At 69.9% G+C, this 20,724-nt stretch carries 20 protein-coding genes; 10 read left to right on the top strand and 10 right to left on the bottom strand.

Going from position 1 to position 20,724, the window contains the following annotated elements; translation table 11 throughout:
• Positions 1–35 precede the first annotated feature (35 nt).
• Complete coding sequence (locus ACZ5VQ_RS36555; RefSeq protein WP_469108704.1) at positions 36–2,180, bottom strand: acyl-CoA dehydrogenase; 2,145 nt, start codon at positions 2,178–2,180, stop codon at positions 36–38.
• A gap of 503 nt (positions 2,181–2,683) precedes the next feature.
• Between ACZ5VQ_RS36555 and ACZ5VQ_RS36550 the strand changes: the two genes are divergently transcribed.
• The 5 genes from ACZ5VQ_RS36550 (at position 2,684) to ACZ5VQ_RS36530 (ending at position 6,420) form a co-directional block, all read left to right on the top strand.
• Positions 2,684–3,520 carry an SDR family NAD(P)-dependent oxidoreductase gene (locus ACZ5VQ_RS36550; protein ID WP_469108703.1) on the top strand — a complete coding sequence of 279 codons (837 nt, stop codon included), beginning with the start codon at positions 2,684–2,686 and terminating at the stop codon, positions 3,518–3,520.
• A gap of 104 nt (positions 3,521–3,624) precedes the next feature.
• A complete protein-coding gene (locus tag ACZ5VQ_RS36545) occupies positions 3,625–4,416 on the top strand; it encodes an SDR family NAD(P)-dependent oxidoreductase (RefSeq protein ID WP_469108702.1) in 792 nt (263 codons plus the stop codon).
• A 31-nt stretch (positions 4,417–4,447) separates the two neighbouring features.
• Positions 4,448–4,906, top strand: coding sequence for a nuclear transport factor 2 family protein (locus ACZ5VQ_RS36540; RefSeq protein WP_469108701.1), 459 nt, complete (start codon positions 4,448–4,450; stop codon positions 4,904–4,906).
• 157 nt (positions 4,907–5,063) lie between these two features.
• A complete protein-coding gene (locus ACZ5VQ_RS36535) occupies positions 5,064–5,633 on the top strand; it encodes a DoxX family protein (RefSeq protein ID WP_469108700.1) in 570 nt (189 codons plus the stop codon).
• 289 nt (positions 5,634–5,922) lie between these two features.
• A complete protein-coding gene (locus ACZ5VQ_RS36530) occupies positions 5,923–6,420 on the top strand; it encodes a PaaI family thioesterase (protein ID WP_469108699.1) in 498 nt (165 codons plus the stop codon).
• Between the two features lie 579 nt (positions 6,421–6,999).
• Here ACZ5VQ_RS36530 and ACZ5VQ_RS36525 read toward each other — a convergent pair.
• The 6 genes from ACZ5VQ_RS36525 to ACZ5VQ_RS36500 form a co-directional block, all read right to left on the bottom strand.
• Entirely contained in the window at positions 7,000–7,827 is an 828-nt protein-coding gene (locus ACZ5VQ_RS36525) for a crotonase/enoyl-CoA hydratase family protein (protein ID WP_469108698.1), read from the bottom strand.
• A 75-nt stretch (positions 7,828–7,902) separates the two neighbouring features.
• On the bottom strand, positions 7,903–8,208 hold the full coding sequence (locus ACZ5VQ_RS36520) for a hypothetical protein (protein ID WP_469108697.1): 306 nt from the start codon (positions 8,206–8,208) through the stop codon (positions 7,903–7,905).
• A 14-nt stretch (positions 8,209–8,222) separates the two neighbouring features.
• Positions 8,223–9,737: a class I adenylate-forming enzyme family protein gene (locus tag ACZ5VQ_RS36515; protein ID WP_469108696.1), complete on the bottom strand. Its 1,515-nt coding sequence runs from the start codon at positions 9,735–9,737 to the stop codon at positions 8,223–8,225.
• 238 nt (positions 9,738–9,975) lie between these two features.
• Entirely contained in the window at positions 9,976–10,746 is a 771-nt protein-coding gene (locus ACZ5VQ_RS36510; RefSeq protein ID WP_469108695.1) for an SDR family NAD(P)-dependent oxidoreductase, read from the bottom strand.
• 709 nt (positions 10,747–11,455) lie between these two features.
• On the bottom strand, positions 11,456–11,890 hold the full coding sequence (locus ACZ5VQ_RS36505) for a MaoC/PaaZ C-terminal domain-containing protein (RefSeq protein WP_469108694.1): 435 nt from the start codon (positions 11,888–11,890) through the stop codon (positions 11,456–11,458).
• The gene (locus ACZ5VQ_RS36500) at positions 11,887–12,336 is read right to left on the bottom strand and encodes an FAS1-like dehydratase domain-containing protein (protein WP_469108693.1); all 450 of its coding nucleotides are present in this window, start codon (positions 12,334–12,336) and stop codon (positions 11,887–11,889) included. The genes ACZ5VQ_RS36505 and ACZ5VQ_RS36500 overlap by 4 nt, the downstream gene beginning before the upstream one ends.
• A gap of 828 nt (positions 12,337–13,164) precedes the next feature.
• Here ACZ5VQ_RS36500 and ACZ5VQ_RS36495 point away from each other — a divergent pair.
• The 3 genes from ACZ5VQ_RS36495 (at position 13,165) to ACZ5VQ_RS36485 (ending at position 16,074) form a co-directional block, all read left to right on the top strand.
• Positions 13,165–13,557: a Zn-ribbon domain-containing OB-fold protein gene (locus ACZ5VQ_RS36495; RefSeq protein WP_469108692.1), complete on the top strand. Its 393-nt coding sequence runs from the start codon at positions 13,165–13,167 to the stop codon at positions 13,555–13,557.
• Positions 13,554–14,738, top strand: coding sequence for a thiolase family protein (locus ACZ5VQ_RS36490; RefSeq protein WP_469108691.1), 1,185 nt, complete (start codon positions 13,554–13,556; stop codon positions 14,736–14,738). Before ACZ5VQ_RS36495 ends, ACZ5VQ_RS36490 begins: the two co-directional genes overlap by 4 nt.
• Positions 14,739–14,859: 121 nt before the next feature.
• Positions 14,860–16,074 carry an amidohydrolase family protein gene (locus ACZ5VQ_RS36485; protein WP_469108690.1) on the top strand — a complete coding sequence of 405 codons (1,215 nt, stop codon included), beginning with the start codon at positions 14,860–14,862 and terminating at the stop codon, positions 16,072–16,074.
• A 177-nt stretch (positions 16,075–16,251) separates the two neighbouring features.
• Here ACZ5VQ_RS36485 and ACZ5VQ_RS36480 read toward each other — a convergent pair whose 3' ends face one another.
• Positions 16,252–17,028 (bottom strand): hypothetical protein, encoded by a 777-nt coding sequence (locus ACZ5VQ_RS36480; protein ID WP_469108689.1) that lies wholly within the window; start codon positions 17,026–17,028, stop codon positions 16,252–16,254.
• A gap of 621 nt (positions 17,029–17,649) precedes the next feature.
• On the opposite strand from ACZ5VQ_RS36480, the gene ACZ5VQ_RS36475 reads away from it, so the two are divergent.
• Both ACZ5VQ_RS36475 and ACZ5VQ_RS36470 read left to right on the top strand, forming a co-directional pair.
• Positions 17,650–17,868, top strand: a complete 219-nt coding sequence (locus tag ACZ5VQ_RS36475; protein WP_469108688.1) for a hypothetical protein — start codon at positions 17,650–17,652, stop codon at positions 17,866–17,868.
• Positions 17,865–18,653, top strand: a complete 789-nt coding sequence (locus ACZ5VQ_RS36470) for an SDR family NAD(P)-dependent oxidoreductase (RefSeq protein WP_469108687.1) — start codon at positions 17,865–17,867, stop codon at positions 18,651–18,653. Before ACZ5VQ_RS36475 ends, ACZ5VQ_RS36470 begins: the two co-directional genes overlap by 4 nt.
• Before the next feature lie 219 nt (positions 18,654–18,872).
• On the opposite strand, the gene ACZ5VQ_RS36465 is transcribed toward ACZ5VQ_RS36470, so the two are convergent.
• Positions 18,873–20,075 carry an NAD(P)/FAD-dependent oxidoreductase gene (locus ACZ5VQ_RS36465; protein ID WP_469108686.1) on the bottom strand — a complete coding sequence of 401 codons (1,203 nt, stop codon included), beginning with the start codon at positions 20,073–20,075 and terminating at the stop codon, positions 18,873–18,875.
• 1 nt (position 20,076) lies between these two features.
• The gene (locus ACZ5VQ_RS36460) at positions 20,077–20,274 is read right to left on the bottom strand and encodes a ferredoxin (RefSeq protein WP_469108747.1); all 198 of its coding nucleotides are present in this window, start codon (positions 20,272–20,274) and stop codon (positions 20,077–20,079) included.
• Positions 20,275–20,724: the final 450 nt, after the last annotated feature.

The following is a 20,724-nucleotide window of genomic DNA, read 5'->3' as shown; positions in this document are numbered from 1 at the left end:
GGTCCGGAGTCCCTGCGCTGGGGGCGCCCGCCCGGTCACTTCCTCTCGCGGGGCAACTTCAGTACGCGCTCGGCGATCTGGTTGCGGCTGATCTCCGAAGTGCCTCCGCCGATGCTGAGCCCCCTGCTGTAGAGGAGCGCGCCGACGACCTCGGGCTCGGCTCCCGTCAGGGCGGTCGGCCCGCACAGAGCAAGGGCCAGCGAGGTCGCACGCTGGGCGTGCTCCGCCGACAGCAGCTTGCCGATGTTCCCGTCGGTGCCGCCATCGAGACCCTCGATCGTCGCCTGCACCTGTCGCAGGTTGAGCATGGTCATCGCGGCTTCCTCGGCGATCACCTGACCGAGACGCTGCCGCAGCGGTCCGTCCGCGCCGCCGTGGCGTACGGCCAGGTCCGTCAGGACCCCGGCGTCGACCGCGGTGCCGCCCTGGCCGGTACCGATGCTCACGCGCTCGTTGCCGATGGTGGCGCGGGCGACGGTCCAGCCGGCGCCCACCTCGCCCACCACGTCCGCGTCGGGCACGAACACGTCGTCGAGGAAGACCTCGTTGAACGCGGATGCCCCGGTCATGTCCCGCAGCGGCCGGATCTCCACGCCCTCGGCGTGCAGATCGACGACCATCATCGTCACCCCGGCGTGCTTGGGTGCCGACGGGTCGGTGCGGACGGTGATCAGTCCGCGGTGGCAGCGCTGGGCGTCACTCGTCCAGGTCTTCTGGCCGTTGAGCAGCCAGCCACCCTCGGTCCTGCGGGCGGCTGTGCGGATGGCGGCCGCGTCCGACCCGGCCTCGGGCTCGCTGAACAGCTGGCAGAACCGCAGCTCGCCGCTGAGGCCGGGCCACACCCAGCGCTCGCGCTGGGCCGGGGTTCCGTGCTGCACCAGGGTCGGCAGGATCCAGGCGCCGACGCCCAGGTCGGGCTGGTCGACGCCGCGCAGTTCCTCCTCGACGACCAGCTGCTCCACCGGCCCGGCGGATCGGCCGAAGGGGCGTGGGTAGTGCGGGACGAGATAGCCGGACCGGGCCAGCGCCGCCTGCCGCTCCCCGGCGGGCAGCGTGTCGAGTTCGGTGCGCAGCGCCCGGACCTCGGCCCGGAACGACGCGGCCTCCTCGGGGAGTTCGGGCACCGCGGCCACGGAGCAGGCGGCGACCGCGCCGGTGACGACGTCGTCCGTGGCCCGCGCACCGAACAGCGTCTCCAGCGCCAGCGCGCGCTTGAAGTACAGGTGGGCGTCGTGCTCCCAGGTGTAGCCGATGCCGCCGTGCAACTGGATGTTCCGACCCGCGCAGTGCGTGGCGGCGGGCAGCGCCTGGGCCGCGGCGAGGGCCGCGGCGTACGCACCCTCCTGCGCCGACAGCGCGGGCCGGGCGGCACCCCACGCGGCCGCGGCGGCGAGTTCGGCGGCGACCAGCATGTCCGCGCACTGGTGCTTGACGGCCTGGAAGGATCCGATCGGGCGGCCGAACTGCTCACGGGAGAGGGCGTGGTCGCGGGCCTGCGACGTGCAGGTGTCGGCGATGCCCGCGGCCTCGGCGGCGGCCAGCGTCCTGGCGACGCGCACCGCCTCCGCGTACGCACCGCGCAGTACCGCGGACTCGTCGACCGGGACGGCCGCGCAGACCACAGTGGTCACATGCCGGGTGGGATCGAGGCTGTCGCCCTCCCGCACGGTCAGTCCGGGGCTGTCGTGGTCGAGTACGACGACATCGGCACCGACCGCCAGCACCAGCAGGTCGGTGATGCCCGCGCAGAGCGCGGGCATCTCGCCGTCGAGTTGCCCGTCATGGAGCGAGAGTGCGTCCGGCACCAGGCCGATCGCGGCCGTGGTGACGCCGGAAGCCAGTACGGGCAGCCACTTCGCTCGTCGCAGGGCGTCGCCGGCCCGGTCGATGACCGCCGAGGCGATCACGGTGGACAGGAAGGGGCCGGGAGCGACCACCCGCCCGAACTCCTCGACCACGACGGCCGTTTCGGCGAGGCCGAAGCCCTGGCCGCCGACCTCCTCGGGCAGATGCAACCCCAGCCAGCCGAGTTTTTCGAGCTGCGGCCAGTACGCCGGAGGCGCACCGGATCCCCCGTCGAGCGCCTCACGCGCCGGACCGGTGCCGCCCTGGGCCGTGAGGAAGGAACGCGCCACCTCCGCCAGGCTCCGGTGGTCGGCGTGGACTGCGAGAGATGCCATCGAGTGTCCCCGGTGTGTGGTGGATGCCGGATCGGCGGGGAGCCTTGGCCGCAGGCCGCGGTGCGAGGCCTGCGGCTGTCCCCTGCGGGGCCCGCATCCCAGGGCAAGCTCATCCCAGCCGTGCGTCACGCCAGCGTATCTGACGCACCCGTCATGTCAAGGGAAGGTGTGGTGCGTCAAAGTCTCCACGTTGCCTCGTGCCAGGGCGGGTCAGGGTGTGGTCGCCTTCCGCCCATCCGGAGCTGGGGCCTCAACGGGGAGAATTTCCAACTCATACGGGTGTGGAAGTCGAGCATCGGCGTGACGGCCCGCGAGCGGGTCCACTGCCCAGTGCGCCGGACGGCTGGAAAGCCCGGTCCTGCACGAGTCTTGTCTCGCCTCCTTGCGGGGGCTACTTTTCTGACGTCGTGTACTTCTGATGCCGAGGAACTTCGTGTCCGTGCTGCCGGTGCGGACTACGACGGTTCTGTCGGCTGATTGTTGTGGCAGCGGAGGAGCGAGGCATGGGCGCTGGGCCTGACGGGATCGACGGGGCGCGGTTACTGGAGAGGTACGGCCCCTGGGCCGTGATCGCGGGCGCCTCGGAGGGCATGGGCCGCGACTACGCCCGCATGCTCGCCGGGCATGGACTCAACTGTGTCCTGGTCTCACGTCGCAAGGCGCTGCTCGACGAACAGGCCGCCGGCCTCGAACGTGACCACGGGATCCGGACCCGCGTGATCGCGCTCGACCTGTCCGAACATGACGCCGCCCAGCGCCTGTTCGACCTGACGTCCGACCTCGACGTCGGGCTGTACATCTCCAACGCCGGTGCCGATCCACGCGGCGCCTACTTCCTGGACTGCCCGATCGGCGACTGGCTGGGAATGCTCCAGCGCAACACCGCGACGGTGATGGGCTCGTGCCACCGTTTCGCCACCGCGATGAAGCGGCGCGGGCACGGCGGGATTCTGATCATGGCCTCCGGCGCCGGACTCGGCGGCGGACCGCGGTTGGCGGTGTACTCGGCGACCAAGGCGTTCGAGATCGCGTTCGCGGAGTCGCTCTGGTCCGAGCTGGGACCGCATGGCATCGACGTGACCTGTCTCGTCGCGCCGGCGACCGACACGCCAGCCCTGCGGCGGCTGCTCGAACGCAGTGGGCTGAAGCCCGAGGGACTGTTCGCCTCCGAGGAGGTCGCGCGTACCGGACTGCGCGAGCTGGGCCGCGGCCCGACCTACATCTTCCCGTTCGCGGACGTCACGCCGGAGCAGGCGGCAGCCCACAGTGAGGCCCGCCGGGAGCGGGTGGAGAAGGTGGCGCGCTCTTCGGCCGCGATGTTCTACGGCAAAGACGACTAGCGATGCGCGTCAGGGGCGCGCCGCCGCCGGTCGCCGCTTCGCCGCCGCCTTCGTTCGACGCTTCGCCCATACGTCGCTTGGAACGAAACCCCTGAGGAGCCCTGATGAGCGCTGCCCTGCTCGACCTCACCGGCAAGGCCGCTCTGGTCACCGGTGGTGCCCGCGGCCTCGGACTCGACATCGCCAGGACGCTCGCCGCCGCGGGCGCCGCCGTCATGATCATGGACTTTCGTGAGGCCGAGGGACTGAAGGCCAAGGCCGAACTCAGTGCCGAGGGGTTTTCCGCCGGCTTGGTGCTGGGTGACGTACGTGTGGCCGCGGACGCCACCCGCGCCGTGGCGGCGACGGTCACCGCCTTCGGCTCGATCGACATCCTCGTCAACAACGCCGCCGTCTTCAGCGTGATCCGCACCGACCGGCTCACGGAAGACGAGTGGAACCGCGTCATCGACATCGACCTCAAGGGCACCCACCTGATGTGCCAGGCGGCCATGCGGGCCATGCTCGACCAGCCCGACGCCTCCTGCCGGATCGTCAACATCGCGTCCGTGGGAGGTATCGCCCCCGTGGTGGCCGACGGACTCATGGTCCACTACAACGCCGCCAAGGCCGGGGTCATCAGCTACACCCGCACCCTGGCCAAGGAGCTCATGAGCAGCGGGATCCGCGTCAACTGCGTGGCGCCCGGCTCGATGGGCCTGACGCCCGGAAACCAGGAGGTCCTGGTGGACGCGACACCGGAGCAGACCGAGAAGTTCGCCGCCGTCAGCACCGCAGGAGCCCAGACGTCGACGGACGAGGTCGCTCGCATGGTCCTCGCCCTCGCCAGCCCCCTCGCGGACGGCATGCGAGGCCAGACCGTGGTCGTCGACGGCGGCCTGCTCCTGATGCCTTAGGGCCGCCCAACACCGCGACGAAGGAGACACTGTGGACAGTAGGCCCGACCCCGGGCGCCGTAGCGCCGAACCCGCCGTGACCGCAGCGGTCGGCGAAGTGCTGGTGCGATACGCGACCGGCATCGACCGCCGTGACTGGGAGTTGTTCCGCAGCTGCTTCACCGAGGACTGTCGGGTCGACTACGGCAAGATGCCCACCGGGGAAGTCCTGCAGTGGACCCGCGCCGAGGACATAACGGCGTGGATGGAGGCGGCGCACCGGGACATGGGCCACACCCTCCACCGCATCACCAACCAGCGCGTCGAGGAGGACGACGGCGGCCGGGTGACGGCGTGCTGTTACGTGGATGTGCTCCTGACCACCCCGGACGGTCGGCTCATCATGAACGGGGTCGGCTTCTACAACGACCGCCTGGTGGCGACCACCGACGGGTGGAAGATCGCGGAGAGACAGTTCACCTCCGTCCTCATGAGGCCCGGCCAGACATGAGCAGACCGGCGGTCATCCTGCCTGGGCACTGCTGTTCGCCCATCTCGAGATCGAGTCCACGGTGGACGTCTGCCGAGGCGTCCTGCGGGCACCGACAGCGATGCGGGACGCAGGTCATTCACGAGGGTGGATCAATACCATTTCAGGAGGCCGTCGCGTGACGGATCCCATCACCTCACACCAGCCGCGCGCCGTCGGTTCAGGAACGGGAACCGACCTTGCCGCACTGATTCTGCGCGGCACCCTGGGCCCGATGCTCTTCGTCCACGGGTGGAACAAGGTCGCGGGCCCCGGGGGACTGCGCGGCACCACGGGGTGGTTCGAGTCGCTGGGGCTCAAGCCCGCGGCCGTGCACGCCCGACTCGCCGCCGCCACGGAGATGACGGCCGGCGCTGCCCTCACGGTCGGCGCCGCCCACCCCCTGCCCGCCGCGGCTGCCATCGGTCTGATGACGGTCGCGGGGCGTACCGACCACCGCGGCAAGGGGTTCTTCGTCTTCAAGGGCGGCTGGGAGTACACCGGTGTCGTGGCGGGTGCCGCCGTGGCGCTGGCCACGCTGGGCCACGGCAGGTACTCGGTCGACCGCTTCCTGCCCCGCCGCCGTGCCGGACTCCGCGATGCCCTGCTTGCCGTGGGCCTGGGTACGGCGGGAGCCGCGCTGCTGCTCAAGGTCTCCTACCGGCCCGATGAGTCGCCCGAGCCGGAGATGACCACAGAGACTACGTGACGAGCATCAGTTGCCGATCCGCCGCGCGGTGGCACCTCCCGGCGGATCGGCCCGGTTCCCGGCATCGCATGCCCTCCGCCCGCACCCCGCGAGCCTGCGCTCACTCGATGACCAGCGTTGCCGCGATCGAAGAGAACTGGTATATCTGACGACCATGTCACATTCATTCGTGGATGCCGGACCGGCTGGGAGTGCGGAGGCGTGGACTGCGCGGCCGGCCACTCAGGGGCCCGACGCGCAGGCGTTCGGCGCATTCATCGAGGCCGTCAGAAGGCTTCAGACGGCCGTGGTGACCGTCGCTCCCCCCGCCGTGGTGACCGCGGACCTCCTCAGCTCGCTGCGACGGATCACAGAACGCCTCGAAGAGTACGAAGTCCTGGAAGACGAGCGTCTCGTGGCAGCGGCGGTGCTCTTCGGACCGGGCCACCCGCTGCTCGTGCCGTACACCCTCGAGGCACTGGACGACCGGTCGCTGCGGGCGAGGGTCACGTTCGGCACGGAGCATCTCGGTGGGAACGGCGCGGTGCACGGCGGCTTTCTGCCCCTGCTCTTCGACGACCTGCTCGGCACGTTCGTCAGCGCCAAGGGGCAGCAGGGTTCACGTACCGCATTTCTGACAGTCAACTACCGTAAGATCACGCCCATCCACCGCGAGCTGCAACTCGACGCGACGATCGACAGGATCGACGGCCGCAAGACCTTCGTCTCCGGGCGGCTGCGCGACGGCGAGGACCTGCTGGCCGCCGCCGAGGCACTGTTCGTACAGCTGCGGCCCGGCCAGCCATGACGGACGACACCGGGGCGAAGTCGACCGGTACTCCCGACGAGCCGGTCGCGCGCTTCATGGAGGAACGCGCGCGCGGTGTGGAGCTGTTCCATCGTCCGGTTCCACGACTTCGGGCGGCCGGAGACGGTCGAGCTGTTCGCCCGCGAGGTCGCCGCGGTGGTCCGTGGCGCAGGCGTCGGCAGGCTCTCGTCCCCGTCCCGGGACGAGAGCCCATCCCGATCCCGGACAGCAGGAGGACACACTGACGCTGAGCGGGTGACCGATGGTCCGCGCGAGCCGCAGCCCCGCCAGGGAACGTGACAAGGAGCGGGTCTCCGGAACGTCAAGCGCGCCGCCGCTCCCTCGGCGAGGCGGAGCACCGGCCGTCCAACGCGCGGTGGGTAGGTTCCGGTCGGGAAAGGGTGCGGCTCGTTGCCGATGGCTCGGCCGCGGCGACCGCAGGAAGCTGACGGACGGTGCCGCTTCACGCCTGTGTCCTGACCGTCGCCCGCCGGCCTTCGGGGTCGGGAATACCGGGAAGAGAAGAGCGGTGGAGCGACGTGAACATCGCTCCACTGCTTCTTGCGTCGTACGCAGCGACTACCGCCCCCGCCACACCGGCGCGCGCTTCTCGACGAACGCGAGGGCGCCTTCCTTCGCGTCCTCGGAGGCGACGATGAGCGGCAGGGCCTGCGCCGTCGCGGCCCAGCCCGGTTCCTCCCGGGGGCGTTCGCCCGCCGGTCCCTGCGCGAGGGCGATCCGCTTGTGGGCCTGCACCGCCAGCGGGGCGTTGGCCGCGATCGTGCGGGCCAGGCCGAGCGCCGTATCCAGGACTTCGGGGCCCGGCACCACACGGTTGACGAGGTTGAGTTCCGCCGCGCGGCGCGCGGTGATCGGCTCGCCGGTGAGCAGCAGCTCCATCGCCACCACTGCCGGCAGTCTGTCCATGAGCCGGAACGCCCCGCCTGCAGCGGCGACCAGCCCCCGTTTGACCTCGGGCAGGCCGAACTGCGCGTGCTCGGCGGCCACTACGAGGTCGCTGGCCAGCGCGAGCTCCGTACCACCCCCCAGCGCAAGGCCGTTGACGGCGGCGATCGTGGGCTTGCTGATGGCGTGTGAGACGTAGCCGGCCAGGCCCCAGTGCTCCCGGCCGGGCGGAATCACCGGTTCGCCCCGGCTGATGGCCTTGAGGTCGGCCCCGGCGCAGAACGCCTTGTCGCCGGCTCCGGTGAGCACCACCACCCGTACCTCCTGGTCGCGCTCCGCCTCCTCCAGCGCGTCACCGACCCGGATGCACATCTCGGCATTGACCGCGTTGCGGGCGGACGGACGGTTCAGGGTGATGAGCATGACGGCGTCCAGCCGTTCCACCAGCGCTGCCGGCTCCGCTCCGGCAGCGCCGGCTGTGGGCGGGTGCTCCGCGTTCATGAGTCTCCTTCGACGAGGGTTGACCGCGGACCGCCGGCCAGGGTCCTCGGACCCGCCGCAGCCTGTTCGCGCCGCTCAGTCACTGGAGGGCAGCGGTTTGGCGGTCTTGAGCGTCAGCGTCTTGCCGTCGAGGGCGAGCGAGCCCGCACCGGCGTGCGTGACGAGGACCTCGACGGTGTTGTCGTCGTCCGTGTAGCGCTTGCCGAGGAGGCTGCCCTCGGCGAAGCCGGCGTCGATCGCGAATCCCCGCGCGGGATCGGCGGTGAGGTCGATCATGGGGTGACCACCACAGTGCAGTACGGCGTCCGCGTTGTTCCCGCGCACCACGATGACCTCCGTCCCGCAGACCTGGCTGCGCAGACGGGCTCCGGTTTTCAGCATGCTGTTCTCCTCCGTCACCGGTGTGAACCCGCCTCGGCGACAATCCCGGCGACGATGTCCTTGCGCAGGATCTTGCCGGTGGCAGTGGCGGGAAGCGTGCCCTGGAAGATGACACGGTCGGGGGTGCGTGAGCCACGCAGCCGCTCGCGCACGTACTGGCGCAACTGTTCCTCGTGGAGTTCGGCCCCGTCCTCGACGACCACGGCGGCGACGATGGCCTGGCCCCAGTGGTCGTCCGGTATCCCGACGACGGCGACGGAGCGCACCTGCGGGTGGGTGACGAGCACGTCCTCGATCTCGGCGGGTGCGATGTTCTCGCCGCCGCGGATGATGGTGTCGTCGCCTCGTCCGACGATGAACAGATAGCCGTCTGCGTCCTGGTGGGCCAGGTCGCGGGTGGGGAACCAGCCCTCGCTGTCCAGCACCGATGCGGAACCCAGGTACTCGCCGGAGACCTGCGCTCCGCGCACCCACAGCTCGCCCTGCTCGCCGGGCGCCACGGGGTCGCCCACGGGGTCACGGATCTCCGCCTCGATGCCGGGCACCGGCCGGCCGATGGAGGCGAGCCGGGCTTGCACGAGTGGGTCGGTGCTGTTCAGGGCCGCCCGGTGGTCGTCGGGGCCGAGCAGCGCGATGGTCGAGCTGGTCTCGGTGAGCCCGTAGGCGTTGACGAAGTCGGCCTCGGGGAAGGCGTTGAGGGCCGCTTCGAGGGTGGGGCGGGGCATGCGCGACCCGCCGTAGGACAGGGTCCGCAGCGTCGGGACGTCGGCGGTCGCCCCCTTCGGCAGGCACTGCACGATGCGTTCGAGCATCGTCGGCACCACCATCGCCGACGTCGCGCCCTCCTCGCGGGCGAGGTCGATCCAGCGCCGCGGCTCGAAGTCCGGCAGGTAGACCATCCGGCGTCCGGCGTAGAAGTTCGTCAGAACCGTGCCCGTACCCGCGACGTGGTAAGGCGGGACGCTGATCAGCGCGGCGTCCGTCCCGGCCGCGGAGGCGAACTCCACCGTACCCATCACGTAACTGAGCAGATGGCTGTGGCGCAGCACGACGCCCTTGGGCACCGAGGTCGTGCCGCTGGTGAACAGGACGATGGCGGGATCGTTCGGGTCTACGGTCCGTGGCGGCAGAGGCTCTTCGGTGCGGGCCCGCACCCGGGCCATGAAGTCGTCGGTGGTGACGAGCCGGGCGCGGGACGAGGCGGCGGCCACGCGGTAGCGGGGCTCCACGATCACCAGCGCCCCCTCGATCCGGTTGATCAGTTCGGTGAGCTGGACGTGGCCGAGGCGGTAGTTGACGGGGGAGAAGGGGATGCCCGCGTGGGCCGCCGCGAACAGCAGCGTGGACTGCTCGATGCCGGACCCGGCGAGGAACACGACGTGCTCGGCGTCCGACTCCTGCAGCAGGGTGCCCGCCCGGGCCACCGAATCGGCGAACTCCTGGTAGGTGTACGTCGTGCCGCCGGTGGTGACGGCCGCGCGGTGGGGATGGCCGGAGGTGGCCATCTCCAGGATCAGTGAAATGCTCATGTGAGTTCCGATCGAGGGGCGCGATGGCGGGCCGCTCGTCTCCGCGCGCCCAGCGGCGGCGACGGTGCGGGATGCGGGCCCGGTCCGACCGTGCGACGGCCCGGTCCGCGATCGAGGGCCTTTCCCCAGCCCGGAGTGGGGGCACCTGCCGGCGGTAGCCGGGGGAGTGCGTGCCAGACGCCGCGGGGCAGGCTCCACATGTGACAACAGGCCCTGGCGGCAAGGCGCGCACGGCGCGTCACTTCGGCTGGAAGCGAAGCGCTCCGTCGAGGCGGATGACCTCGCCGTTGAGGTAGTCGTTCTCGGCGATGTGCTGTACCAGCGCCGCGTATTCGGCGGGGCTGCCCATCCGGTTCGGGAAGGGCACGGCTGCCCCCCAGCGCTGTTCGGCCTCCTCCCGCTCCATACGGAAGGCGGGCGTGAAGAAGGTGCCCGGCGCGATCGCCATGACGCGCACGCCGACCTTGGTCAGGTCGCGGGCCGCGGGGAGCGTGAGCCCGACGACCCCGCCCTTGGCCGCCGAGTACGCGGTCTGGCCGATCTGCCCCTCGAAGGCGGCGATGCTCGCTGTGTTGACGATGACACCGCGCCCGCCGTCCGGGCCTGCCTCGTTCCTGGCCATCGCGGCGGCGGACAGCCGCAGCACGTTGAACGTACCGTTGAGGAAGAGGTTGACGTACCACTGGAACTGTTCGAAGGACGCGGGTGACCCGTCGCGGCCCACCACCCGGGAGGCGTCCGCACCCCCGCCGTGCGCGCTGACCGCGATGCCCAGGGGCGCGAGGGCGGTCGCCGCGGCGACCGCTCCGTTTACGTCGCCCTCGTCGAGTACGTCGGTATGTACGTATTCCACGCGGCCGCCGAGTTCGTCGGCCAGGGCTTTGCCACGGCCGTCGTCCAGGTCCGCGATGATCACTGCCGCGCCCGCGGCGGTAAGCCTGCGGACGGTGGCTTCGCCCAGTCCGCCGGCTCCGCCGGTGACGAGCGCCGAAACCCGACTGATGTCCATGCCGGAAGTCCTCTCTGCGACTCGGCCGCCGTGACAGCGACCAGAACCGGGAATCTAAAGTGACATACTTGTTAGAAGCGTGCAACCGTCAGATGGTGGTCCCTTGTTCGTCGCTGAAAGTGGCTGACATGCTCTGGTGAGGCTTCGGAGGCTATCCCCGCCGATGGAGTCCTGAAGTGGATGAATTTGTCAGATCAAGGTGCTGCGGGGGGGGATTTGGTTGAAGGAGCCGCGACGGATGCGGAACGCGAGCTGATCGGTGATCCGCTCGTAGGGGCCCGTGTGCCCGTGTGCCCGGCCGGCGTCTCGACGACGACCGTGAGGCCACGTCCGTGCCGCTCGCGTCGGAGACCCGTCCGGTGTGTGGGAAGAGGCACGGAGCGTGTGGTCGGCGCCGGCGTGGAGGTTTGCCACTGCGACCGGCTCGATTCCGGGAGGCTCGACCGCGGCGAACGGTTGGCGCGGTGGTTGCACCCGCCGAGGCGTTGAGGGACCTCAGGCCGCCCTCGGTGTCCACCGCTGCCACCAGCTACCACCGGACGAACATCGTCCGGTGTCGGCCGAAGGCCCGACGCCCTTCGTCCGGCCACCAGTCGCGGTTGCCGAAGAGCCCCGGCACGGCGTTCGTATCCCGCCACGTGTCGAGGCGCCTCGGAAGGGCGAGCCGGTCGGTGGGCGCGAACCGGTGGGCGGATGAGCGGTATCGGCGTCACGACGCCGGGGCCGCGGGCAGCAGGAAGTCCGCCGAACCGCTGATGGCCACCCCGCCGGTCTGCCGCGTGCAGGTGAGCGCCACGGTGACCAGATCGAAGCCCTCTCCGCCGGGGGCGACCGTGGTGACCTCGCCGGCGCAGGTGAGCTCGTCGCCCGGCCACACCTGCTCGCGGAAGCGGACCTGGAAGCGGCGGACACGCTCGGCGCCGAGCCAGTCCGTCGCGAAGGTGGCCAGCAGCGCGGCCTGGTGCATGCCCTGGGAGAAGACCGAGGGATGGCCCGCGGCCCGCGCCTGAACATCGTCGTAGTGCATCGGGTTGAGATCGCCCGAAGCCCCCGAGTAACGGACGAACATCATGGTCGTGAGCGGCCCGAACCGGCGGGGCGGGGCGACCGTTCCCTTGTCGTACGTGAGAGACGTCGTCGTCACCCGGCCCCCTCCTTCGCGGCCGTCTCGATGTAGGTCGCCCGGGCCTCGGCGACCAGGTCCCCGGCGGGGGAGCGGAATTCGGTGCTCACCACGGCGAAGCGCATTTCGCCGCCACGCCTGCCGGCCTTCGTGTAGTGGTCGACCAGACGCTCGCGGGCGATCAGAGTGTCCCCGGCACGCGGAGGTGGTCCGTGGAAGACGTACTCCTGTTCCCCGTGCAGCAGCCGGGCACGCTCGAAGCCCGTCTCGATCCGCCCGCCCTCGGGGGCCCAGCGGGCGGCGCCGGCCAGGAACGTCGGCGGGACGACGGCCTCAGGCCCTTGAAAGGCGGGGTTCTCGGACTGCATGGCGGCGGCGAACTCGCTGATCTTGCCGCGCTCGACGGGCACTTCGTACTCGGCGCCAGTCGCGCCGACCGGCGAGGGCTGTGGGGGCGGGGCGGTCACTCGGCCTCCTGGAAGAAGGGATGGCGTACGCAGAACAGGAACCAGGGGTACGGCATCGAGTCCATGACGACTATCTGACGTCATGTACATTATTTGGTGCCGCGTTTCCTGTCGAGGGTCGAGGTGGGATCCGTGTGCCCGCAGGCTGCTCACGTCATCCATGCTTCCTGCTCGGCTTGGGAATTCTGCGGACTTGTCGGTGTCCGCAGCGAGCCCGGCCCGGCTGATCTGCTGCACGTCGCTGACGTTGCCACAGGGCGCTGACTCGCTACTTTCTGACGGAACCGTCTTAACGCTGCCTCTGTCGCCGGCTTGTCGCCCGCCGAGGTAAGCGCAGAGAGCCGATCAGTCTCGACGATTCGTATAGCACTGTCAGAGAACGCTACAAACAACTGACCATGACGAGATGCTTGCGGCCACGGCGGACCACCTGGCCGTGGCCGCCGACGGCGGGTAGATCTGCGGGTCCTTGCCCTGGGGTACAGGCGTCGCAACACATGGCGGGCGACGCGACTGCAGTACGTCAGCAGCGCAGAGTCGCAGATCAAATCACTCACACGAGAGTTCCGAGCCGATGCGGTCCCGGCGTTCGCGGCCCATGTGCGCCGCTCGTGACTCCCACGCTCCACGGGGGTGGCGATCCCGGCCGTCCTCAGCTCACTCGTGCCGGACTGTTTCGTGACACGACTATCAGATGTTACGGTCCGAAGGATCGGCGACCCAGGTCCGGGGAGCCGGTCGACCGGGCTTCGCCTCGCCCGCAACGGCATGGCGCACAGTGCCGCAGTTGATTCCCGGAGGAATCCCATGTCACAACAGTCGGGCCGCATGCTTCCGGAAGTGACCGAGGAGTCCCGTCCGTTCTGGACCGGTGGCTTCGACCAAGCCCTTCTCATTCACCGCTGCCGCTCCTGCCGGCAGTACTTCCACCCCCCGGTCGGCGCGTGCTTCCGCTGCCGTAGCCGAGACGTGGGACCGGAGAAGGTGTCCGGCAGGGCGAGAGTCGCCGCCTACACCGTGAACCACCATCCGTGGTTCGACGCATTCCCACCGCCCTATGTGATCGCCGCCGTCGAACTCGACGAGCAGCCCGATGTCCGGCTCACGACCTGTCTGGTCGCGTGCGACACCGAGCAGATCACGGTCGGGATGCCTGTCGAAGTGGTCTTCGACGAACAGGGCGACGTCGCGCTCCCCTTCTTCCGGCCGGTGACGTCATGACCTTCGCCGACGACCATGTCGTGGTCACCGGCATAGGGCAGTCCCGGATCGGCCGACGCATCGGCCGCAGTGGCATCGACCTGGCCCTGGAAGCCGCCGAGGTGGCCGTCCGGCACGCCGGCCTGACCTTCGACGACATCGACGGAGTGGCCAGCTATCCCGGCCCCGTCGCGGCGGAGGACGGATTCGTGGGGGCGACCACGCACGACGTCCGAGACGCCTTCGGCCTGCGCACCCGCTGGCACACGAGCTCGGTCGAGACCTCGGGCCAGCTCGGCACCCTGCTCGACGCCGCCGCGGCCATCGCGACCGGACGCGCCACGCACGTGCTCTGCTTCCGGTCGGTCTGGGAGGCCACGGCGCAGGCGAGGGGCCGGGCCGCCGCCCTGACCGGAAAGGCGCAACGTGCCTCAGGGCACGCGGAGTTCCGTGTGCCGTTCGGCGCCGCCTCCCCGGCGAACTGGATCGCCATGTATGCCCAGCGCTACATGCACGACTTCGGGCTGACCAGGGAGCAGATCGGCAAGCTGGTGGTCAACACCCGCACCAACGCGGGCCACAACCCCCACGCGATCTACCGCGAGCCGATGACGCTGGAGGAGTACCTCGACGCGCGGCTGATCTCCTGGCCGCTCGGCCTCTACGACTGCGACGTCCCGTGCGACGGCGCGACCGCGATCATCCTCTCCCGCCGTGAGGAGACCGCCGGTCTGCCGAACCCGCCGATCTCGATCGAGGCCGCCGGGGCCGCACTGTACGAGCGCCACACGTGGGACCAGCGGGCCGACCTGACCACCATGGCAGCGCACGACGCCGCGCAGTCCATGTGGGAGACGACGACGATGACCCCGTCCGACGTCGACTTCGCCACGCTGTACGACGGCTTCAGCTATCTGTGCACCCAGTGGATCGAGGCGCTCGGCTTCTGCGAACACGGCAAGGTCGGACAGTTCCTCGACGACGTCGACTCCTACCGCCTGGGCGGAACCCTGCCCATCAATCCGCACGGCGGCCAGCTGTCGGCGGGACGGCTGCACGGCTACGGCTTCCTCCACGAGGCCTGCCTGCAGCTGTGGCGGCAGGCGGGGGAGCGGCAGATCACCAAAGACGTGAGCACCGCCGCGGTGGGAATCGGCGGCGGGCCCGAAGCGGGTTGCCTGCTGCTCCACCGGGCCGGCTGAGCGTCCGTGCCGCGCGGAGCACGTCTGCGCCCTGCCGCACACGTGCGTACGAACTCGAAGGAGACAACCGACACCTCAGGGACGGGCCCGGTCCGGTTGTCATCGAAGCTTGGGAGGAAACATGCCGCTTCAGGACCACATGCAGCTGATATCGGTGGACGACCACCTGATCGAGCCGCCGTCGCTGTGGACGGACCGGCTGCCGAAGAGGTTCCAGGATGACGGGCCGCGGATCGTCGAACTGGACATGAGCGAGAACACGGGCGACGACGGGCTGGCCAGCGCCCTCCTCAACGCCGGCCGAGGGGCCGGTAAGGGAGCGAAGCGGCTCGCGCAGGTCTGGTCCTACGAGGGGAGGGTGTACCCGAACATCGGCCTGAACGCGGTGGCGGGCAAGCGGCCCCAGGAGTTCGGCATGGACCCGACCCGCTACTCGGACATGCTGCCGGGCTGCTATGACGTACACGCGCGCGTCACGGACATGGACATCGACGGTGTCCAGGCCGCTCTCTGCTTCCCCACCTTCCCCCGCTTCTCCGGCACGGTGTTCCTGGAGGGCAAGGACTCCGAACTGGCCCTGCTGTCGGTACGGGCGTGGAACGACTTCCACCTCGACGAGTGGGCCGCCACCTACCCCGACCGCTTCATCCCGATGATCATGCTGCCGCTCTGGGACCCCGAGGAGGGAGCGCGGGAGATCTACCGGTGTGCTGCCAAGGGTGCGAGGGCGATCACCTTTCCGGAGAACACGGTCGGACTCGGCCTCCCGTCGTTCTACACCGACCACTGGGACCCGGTCTTCCGCGCCGCCGAGGAGACCGGCATGCCGCTGTGCATGCACTTCGGCTCCTCGGGCAAGCCACCCATCACCTCTCCGGAGGCGCCGATGGCGGTCATGATCGCGCTGTTCGGCACCAACTCCATGGACGCGACGGCCGACCTGCTGTTCTCCGAGGTCTTCTACAAGTTCCCCGAGTTGAAGGTGGCCCTCTCCGAAGGCGGCATCGGCTGGGTCCCGTACCTGCTGGAGCGCATCGACCTGACATGGGAGAAGCACCGCTGGTACCAGAACGTCAACAAGGAGGTCCGTCCCTCCGACCTGTGGCGCAAGCACATGTACGGATGTTTCATCGAGGACCTTGAGGGCGTCGTGCGGCGGGAGAAGGTCGGCATCGACAACATCATGTGGGAGTGCGACTACCCGCACTCGGACTCCAACTGGCCCAAGAGCCGCCAGTACGTGACCGAGGTGATGGAGGACGTGCCGGACGACGAGGTGCACAAGATGGTGGAGCTGAACGCCCGGCGTGTTTACAACTTCCCGCGCTCCGAGTAATTCGCTGAGGAAAGGCATTGTCATAGGGCGGTCGTGCGTGCCTATTGTGCGCGAGCACGGCCGTCCCTCTGGCATGCCGAAAACAATGCAACCCCCGGTTGAGTGTCAGAAATGCATGTGCCAGGATGGGTAATTGCGTTCTCCATTTATGGTCACTAAGTTTCACGGCATGGCCGATCAAACAAATGCCGTTCCCGTGGTCGAGCCGGTAGGCGATCCGCTCACCAGGGGGTTCAAGGACAGCTGGGACTTCGACCAGGACGATGTCTGGCTGAACACCGCGCCCCTGAACGGCTTCCCCCTGCACCCATGCTCGGAGGTGGTGCGCTGGGGCAGCACCGCGTTGGCGGGAATCGTCGGCGGCAAGCTGATGGGGCAGGCCACCCACGTCCAGTCCGCGTAGGACCGCGGATCGGGGCGGGTGGGCAGTTGCAGGCGCAGCAGCGCCCGGCCCACATCGTCGGCACGTTCGATGGTGGCCTGCTGCCCGTCACACGCGGACAGCAACAGCATCCGCGCGATCCGGGGCGCGCTCTCCACCTCGAAGACATCGACCGGCATCCGGCCCTGCTTGATGGCGAAGGCGGCGATCTGCCGGGTCCGGCCCTTGATGACGCTGGACGGCAGCGACTGCCCGCCGGGCACCGCCGCACGCACCGCCTCCCACTCCTCAGCGGTCCGCTTGGCGGGGTCCGCGGGCCAGGTCGCGATGACTGCGGTGGTCAGGTCGGCGCGCCACTTCGCCGCGCGCAGCGTCCGCCCGGCCGTCTCCTGCGCCATCCGCACGATGCGGTCGTTGACCCGGATGCCCTCGGGCGGGCCGACGGTCCAGCCCAGGCGGCGCAGGGCCATCCAGACATTCGACGGCAGCGTGCGGCCCCCGGCATCCTCACCGGCGGCCAGCACGTCCACGTCAGCGGTGTTCCAGTGCTCGGCCAGCAGGGCGGCAGCCATGCCGGACACCAGATCAGCAGCCCACCCCACCCTCCCCCCTCTCGGCTTCGCTCGAGCGGGGGGACCCCCATCGCCAGCACAGCAGCCGACAGGACTTCGCCCGTCTTCTCCACTACACCCGCACGCAGCAGACCACGGGCACAGGCGGTGCGGGCAGTTTCGCCCTCGCCGAACGGCAGCTTCCGGCTCACCGAACCCCCTCCCCGCCCATGATGCTGTCATCCGACCAACGACACTCCCGCGAAAGGGTCATGCAATCGACCCTCGTACCCACATGCGACACCAGCGCCGGACGGACGGCATGACACCAGGAGATGACGAATCACCATGGATACCTAAGGAAATACGGGAGCCCTGAGGAGACGACGGGATGCGGCGCGGGAGCGCCGACTTCGTCCTCGATGACGCCGGTGTCGCCCGGGAGTGTCATGTGTGTCAGACAACCTCTGGGAGCAAGGTGATGCCGAGCTGTGTCACCTAGCGCTCTACAGGGGAAACCTGCATGTCAGAAGCGTTGACGCCCGGGCGCTCCACGCTTAGTGTACGGAGCGTCAGAAATGCGATATGTAGCGTCGGCACCGGACCCTTGGCCGGGGCCGTCCTCAGGCCCTGGAGCTGAGCATGAGCCACGGACGGGACATCGCGGCGGCCGACTGGACCGACGACGACCTGCTGACGCGCGACGAGGCGAGCGGTCGGCTGAAGGACGAGATCGCCGAGGTCCGCGAGCGTCTCACCATGCTGGAGAGCGGCGGGTCCGGCGCACCCGGCGCCGCAGATTCCGTACTCCTGCTCACCCGCCGCCTCTCCGCGCTGGAGAAGCTGTACGGCTCGCTGTGACGGGCGAGAGGCTGCGCGGCAAGGTGGCGCTGATCTCGGGGTCCACGAGGGGCATCGGACGCTCCGTCGCCGAGCACTTCGCCGCCGAAGGAGCCCGCGTCATGGTCGCCGGGCGCACGGTGGACCGCGGCGAGAAGGTGGTCGCGCGCATCCGGGAGGCCGGCGGCGAGGCCACGTTCCAGTATCTCGACATCGCCGACGAGCGATGCGTCCGCGAGGCGGTCGAGGCCACTGTGGAGCGGTACGGGGAGCTGCACACGCTGGTGAACAACGCGGCCCCGACCGGCGTGGTGGCCCGCACCGTCAAGCCCATGCACGAGTACACGACGGCAGAGTGGGACGCCATCGTGCGTGACACGCTCACCGGCTCCGTGTTCTGGATGACCAAGTACGCTTGGCCGCACCTCGCCGCCGCTGCGGGCGCCTCGGTCATCAATGTCTCTTCGGGGCAGTCCGTAGCGGGCTTCAAGGGATTCAGCGCCTACGGCGCGGCCAAGGGCGCGGTGAACAGTCTCACGCGGACGCTCGCGGTCGAGGGCAGCGCCGACGATATCCGTGCCAACTGCCTGATCGTGGGGCGGGTCGTCGCCCTGCGCGGCGACTCCGGGCTGCACACCGGCAGTGGCCGGCTGACCAGGATCGGTCAGCCGATGGACATCGCCTACGCGGCGACATGGCTGGCCTCGGACGAGGCCACGTTCGTCACCGGCGCGACGGTCACTGTGGACGGCGGGTTCTCTGTCAACGGTGACGCTGCCTCCGATTCCGAGAGGTCCCTCGCCTGAGAGGGACCGCATTCAGTCCGTCGCCGGGCTCCCGCCCGCGGTGCTCCAGACGCGGTGCAGGACCGGAAGATCCAGGATCCCGCGCCGGAGACAACCGCACGGCCGGAGGCAACCGCACGCCGACTCGACGGCTCCCCGTTCCGTCCCGGATGAGCGGTCGAGCGCAGCGACCGCCCCGCGCGCCGGCCGTGCCCTGCGTACCCCAGGGCACGGTCCGTGCTACGCCGCGAGCCCGTCGCCCACCGCGGCGCTCCACTCCTGCCGGGTGGTGATGGCGGTGCGCCAGGTGCGGATGGTCTTGGGCGGCATGCCGACCGAGAGGGCGCCGACCAGGTGGCGGCCGGTGCGGTAGGCGGCGGTGAAGCGGCGTGAGGCGAGATCGCCTTCCACGACGGTGACTTGGTCGTGGCCGCGCAGGTAGCCGTACGCCTGGATCTTCATGTCGTACTGGTCGGACCAGAAGTACGGCACCGGTGCGAACGGCTTGCGGGCGGCGGGGTCGAGCAGGTTGCGGGCCACCGCCATGCCCTGCTCGGCGGCGTTGGTGCGGTGCTCGATCCGCATCGGCGTTTCGAACAGCGGGTTGTACCAGCGGGCCACGTCGCCGACCCCCCACACGCCCGGCGCCGCCTGGCTGTACTCGTCGCAGACCAGGCCGTTGCCGAGGGTGAGTCCGCTGCCCTCCAGCCATTCGGTGTTGGGATGCGTGCCGATGCCGACCACCACGTCGTCCGCCGGTACGGCGGTCCCGTCCGCCAGGGCGACCCCGGTGACCTGTCCGTCGGACGAGAGGATCTCCCGCACCATGACGCCGGTGCGCAGATCGACGCCGTGCTCGTGGTGCGCCTGGGTGAGGGTCCGTCCGATGTCCTCGCCGAGGGCATGGGCCAGCGGCACCGGTGCCGGCTCCAGCATCGTCACCTCGATGCCGAGCCCGCGGGCGACCGCGGCCGCCTCGGCGCCGATGAATCCGGCACCGACCACCACCAGACGCCGCCCCGGGGCCAGCCGTTCCTTCAGCGCGGCCGCGTCCTCCAGGGTGCGGATCACATGCACCCCGCGCACGCCCTCGCCGCCCGGCAGCCGCCTGGGCCGGACTCCGGTGGCGATGACCAGGGCGTCGTAGCCGACCGTGGACCCGTCGGCCAGGGCCAGGATCCGGTCCTGGACGTCCACGCCCACGGCCGCGCCGCCCAGCCGCAGATCCAGGTCGAGGGCGCCGATGTCCTCCGGTGAGCGAAGGGGCAGCCGGTCGGGTTCCCACTCTCCGCTGAGGATCTGCTTGGACAGCGGAGGCCTGTCGTAGGGGAGATGCGGCTCGTCGCCGATCAGGGTGACGGTGCCCTCGTAACCCTGCCTGCGCAGGGTCTCCGCGGTCGCCAGTCCGCCGGCGGAGGCACCGACGATGACAACCCGCTCCATCTCACACCTCCCGCAGCCGGATGGCCGCCGCCGGGCAGACCATCGCGGACTCGCGTACACCATCGTGCAGTCCGGGCGCCGGGTTCTCATCCAGCAGGACGACCATGCCATCGTCATCCCGCTGGTCGAAAACCTCGGGCGCGATCAGCACACACTGCCCGGAGGCGACGCACTTCGGAACGTCGACCTCGACTTTCATGGTGGCCATGAGGGATCCGCCTTTCAGGTGGGTGACTCGGGGGGGGCGCCCCGCACGGGGCTTGTGCGGGGCGCCGCAGTGGGGTGCAACTGCCCGTCGAGGAGCGCACATACGGTCGTTCAGGTCGATCGTGTGATGGTCGGCGTCCGGGCTTGCGGTGCCCTGCGCCGTCCGGGTTGGCGTTGCCGTGCGATCTGGGACGCTCGGCACGGCGCCAGTGTGCGGGCCCCTGCTCCACCGGAGTGATGGTTCAGGGCCTCCCCGTCGCCTCTGGCCGTATCCACATGGCCAGGTCGTGCGGGGCTGTATCCATCAGCGGCCTCCGGTCGCGGGGGCCTCCCGGGGTCGGACCACGGACGGGATCCGTGTTGCCGCCCCTGGGTCGAGTACGCCGGGGACCCTGGGGGTACCTCCCACGCCCTTGAGGCAGTGGGGGAGCGCCCAAGACCG

The sequence above is a fragment of the Streptomyces sp. NPDC033178 genome, assembly GCF_055577685.1.
Note: the sequence above shows the minus strand (reverse complement) of the source record. Positions and strands in the feature narration are given on the sequence as shown.

Bases quoted from the DNA above. Each gene is read 5' to 3' on its own strand.
- ACZ5VQ_RS36555 (WP_469108704.1), bottom strand. From the start codon at position 2,180: ATGGCATCTCTCGCAGTCCACGCCGACCACCGGAGCCTGGCGGAGGTG.
- ACZ5VQ_RS36550 (WP_469108703.1), top strand. From the start codon at position 2,684: ATGGGCGCTGGGCCTGACGGGATCGACGGGGCGCGGTTACTGGAGAGG.
- ACZ5VQ_RS36545 (WP_469108702.1), top strand. From the start codon at position 3,625: ATGAGCGCTGCCCTGCTCGACCTCACCGGCAAGGCCGCTCTGGTCACC.
- ACZ5VQ_RS36525 (WP_469108698.1), bottom strand. From the start codon at position 7,827: ATGAACGCGGAGCACCCGCCCACAGCCGGCGCTGCCGGAGCGGAGCCG.
- ACZ5VQ_RS36520 (WP_469108697.1), bottom strand. From the start codon at position 8,208: ATGCTGAAAACCGGAGCCCGTCTGCGCAGCCAGGTCTGCGGGACGGAG.
- ACZ5VQ_RS36515 (WP_469108696.1), bottom strand. From the start codon at position 9,737: ATGAGCATTTCACTGATCCTGGAGATGGCCACCTCCGGCCATCCCCAC.
- ACZ5VQ_RS36510 (WP_469108695.1), bottom strand. From the start codon at position 10,746: ATGGACATCAGTCGGGTTTCGGCGCTCGTCACCGGCGGAGCCGGCGGA.
- ACZ5VQ_RS36495 (WP_469108692.1), top strand. From the start codon at position 13,165: ATGCTTCCGGAAGTGACCGAGGAGTCCCGTCCGTTCTGGACCGGTGGC.
- ACZ5VQ_RS36490 (WP_469108691.1), top strand. From the start codon at position 13,554: ATGACCTTCGCCGACGACCATGTCGTGGTCACCGGCATAGGGCAGTCC.
- ACZ5VQ_RS36485 (WP_469108690.1), top strand. From the start codon at position 14,860: ATGCCGCTTCAGGACCACATGCAGCTGATATCGGTGGACGACCACCTG.
- ACZ5VQ_RS36480 (WP_469108689.1), bottom strand. From the start codon at position 17,028: ATGGCTGCCGCCCTGCTGGCCGAGCACTGGAACACCGCTGACGTGGAC.
- ACZ5VQ_RS36475 (WP_469108688.1), top strand. From the start codon at position 17,650: ATGAGCCACGGACGGGACATCGCGGCGGCCGACTGGACCGACGACGAC.
- ACZ5VQ_RS36465 (WP_469108686.1), bottom strand. From the start codon at position 20,075: ATGGAGCGGGTTGTCATCGTCGGTGCCTCCGCCGGCGGACTGGCGACC.
- ACZ5VQ_RS36460 (WP_469108747.1), bottom strand. From the start codon at position 20,274: ATGAAAGTCGAGGTCGACGTTCCGAAGTGCGTCGCCTCCGGGCAGTGT.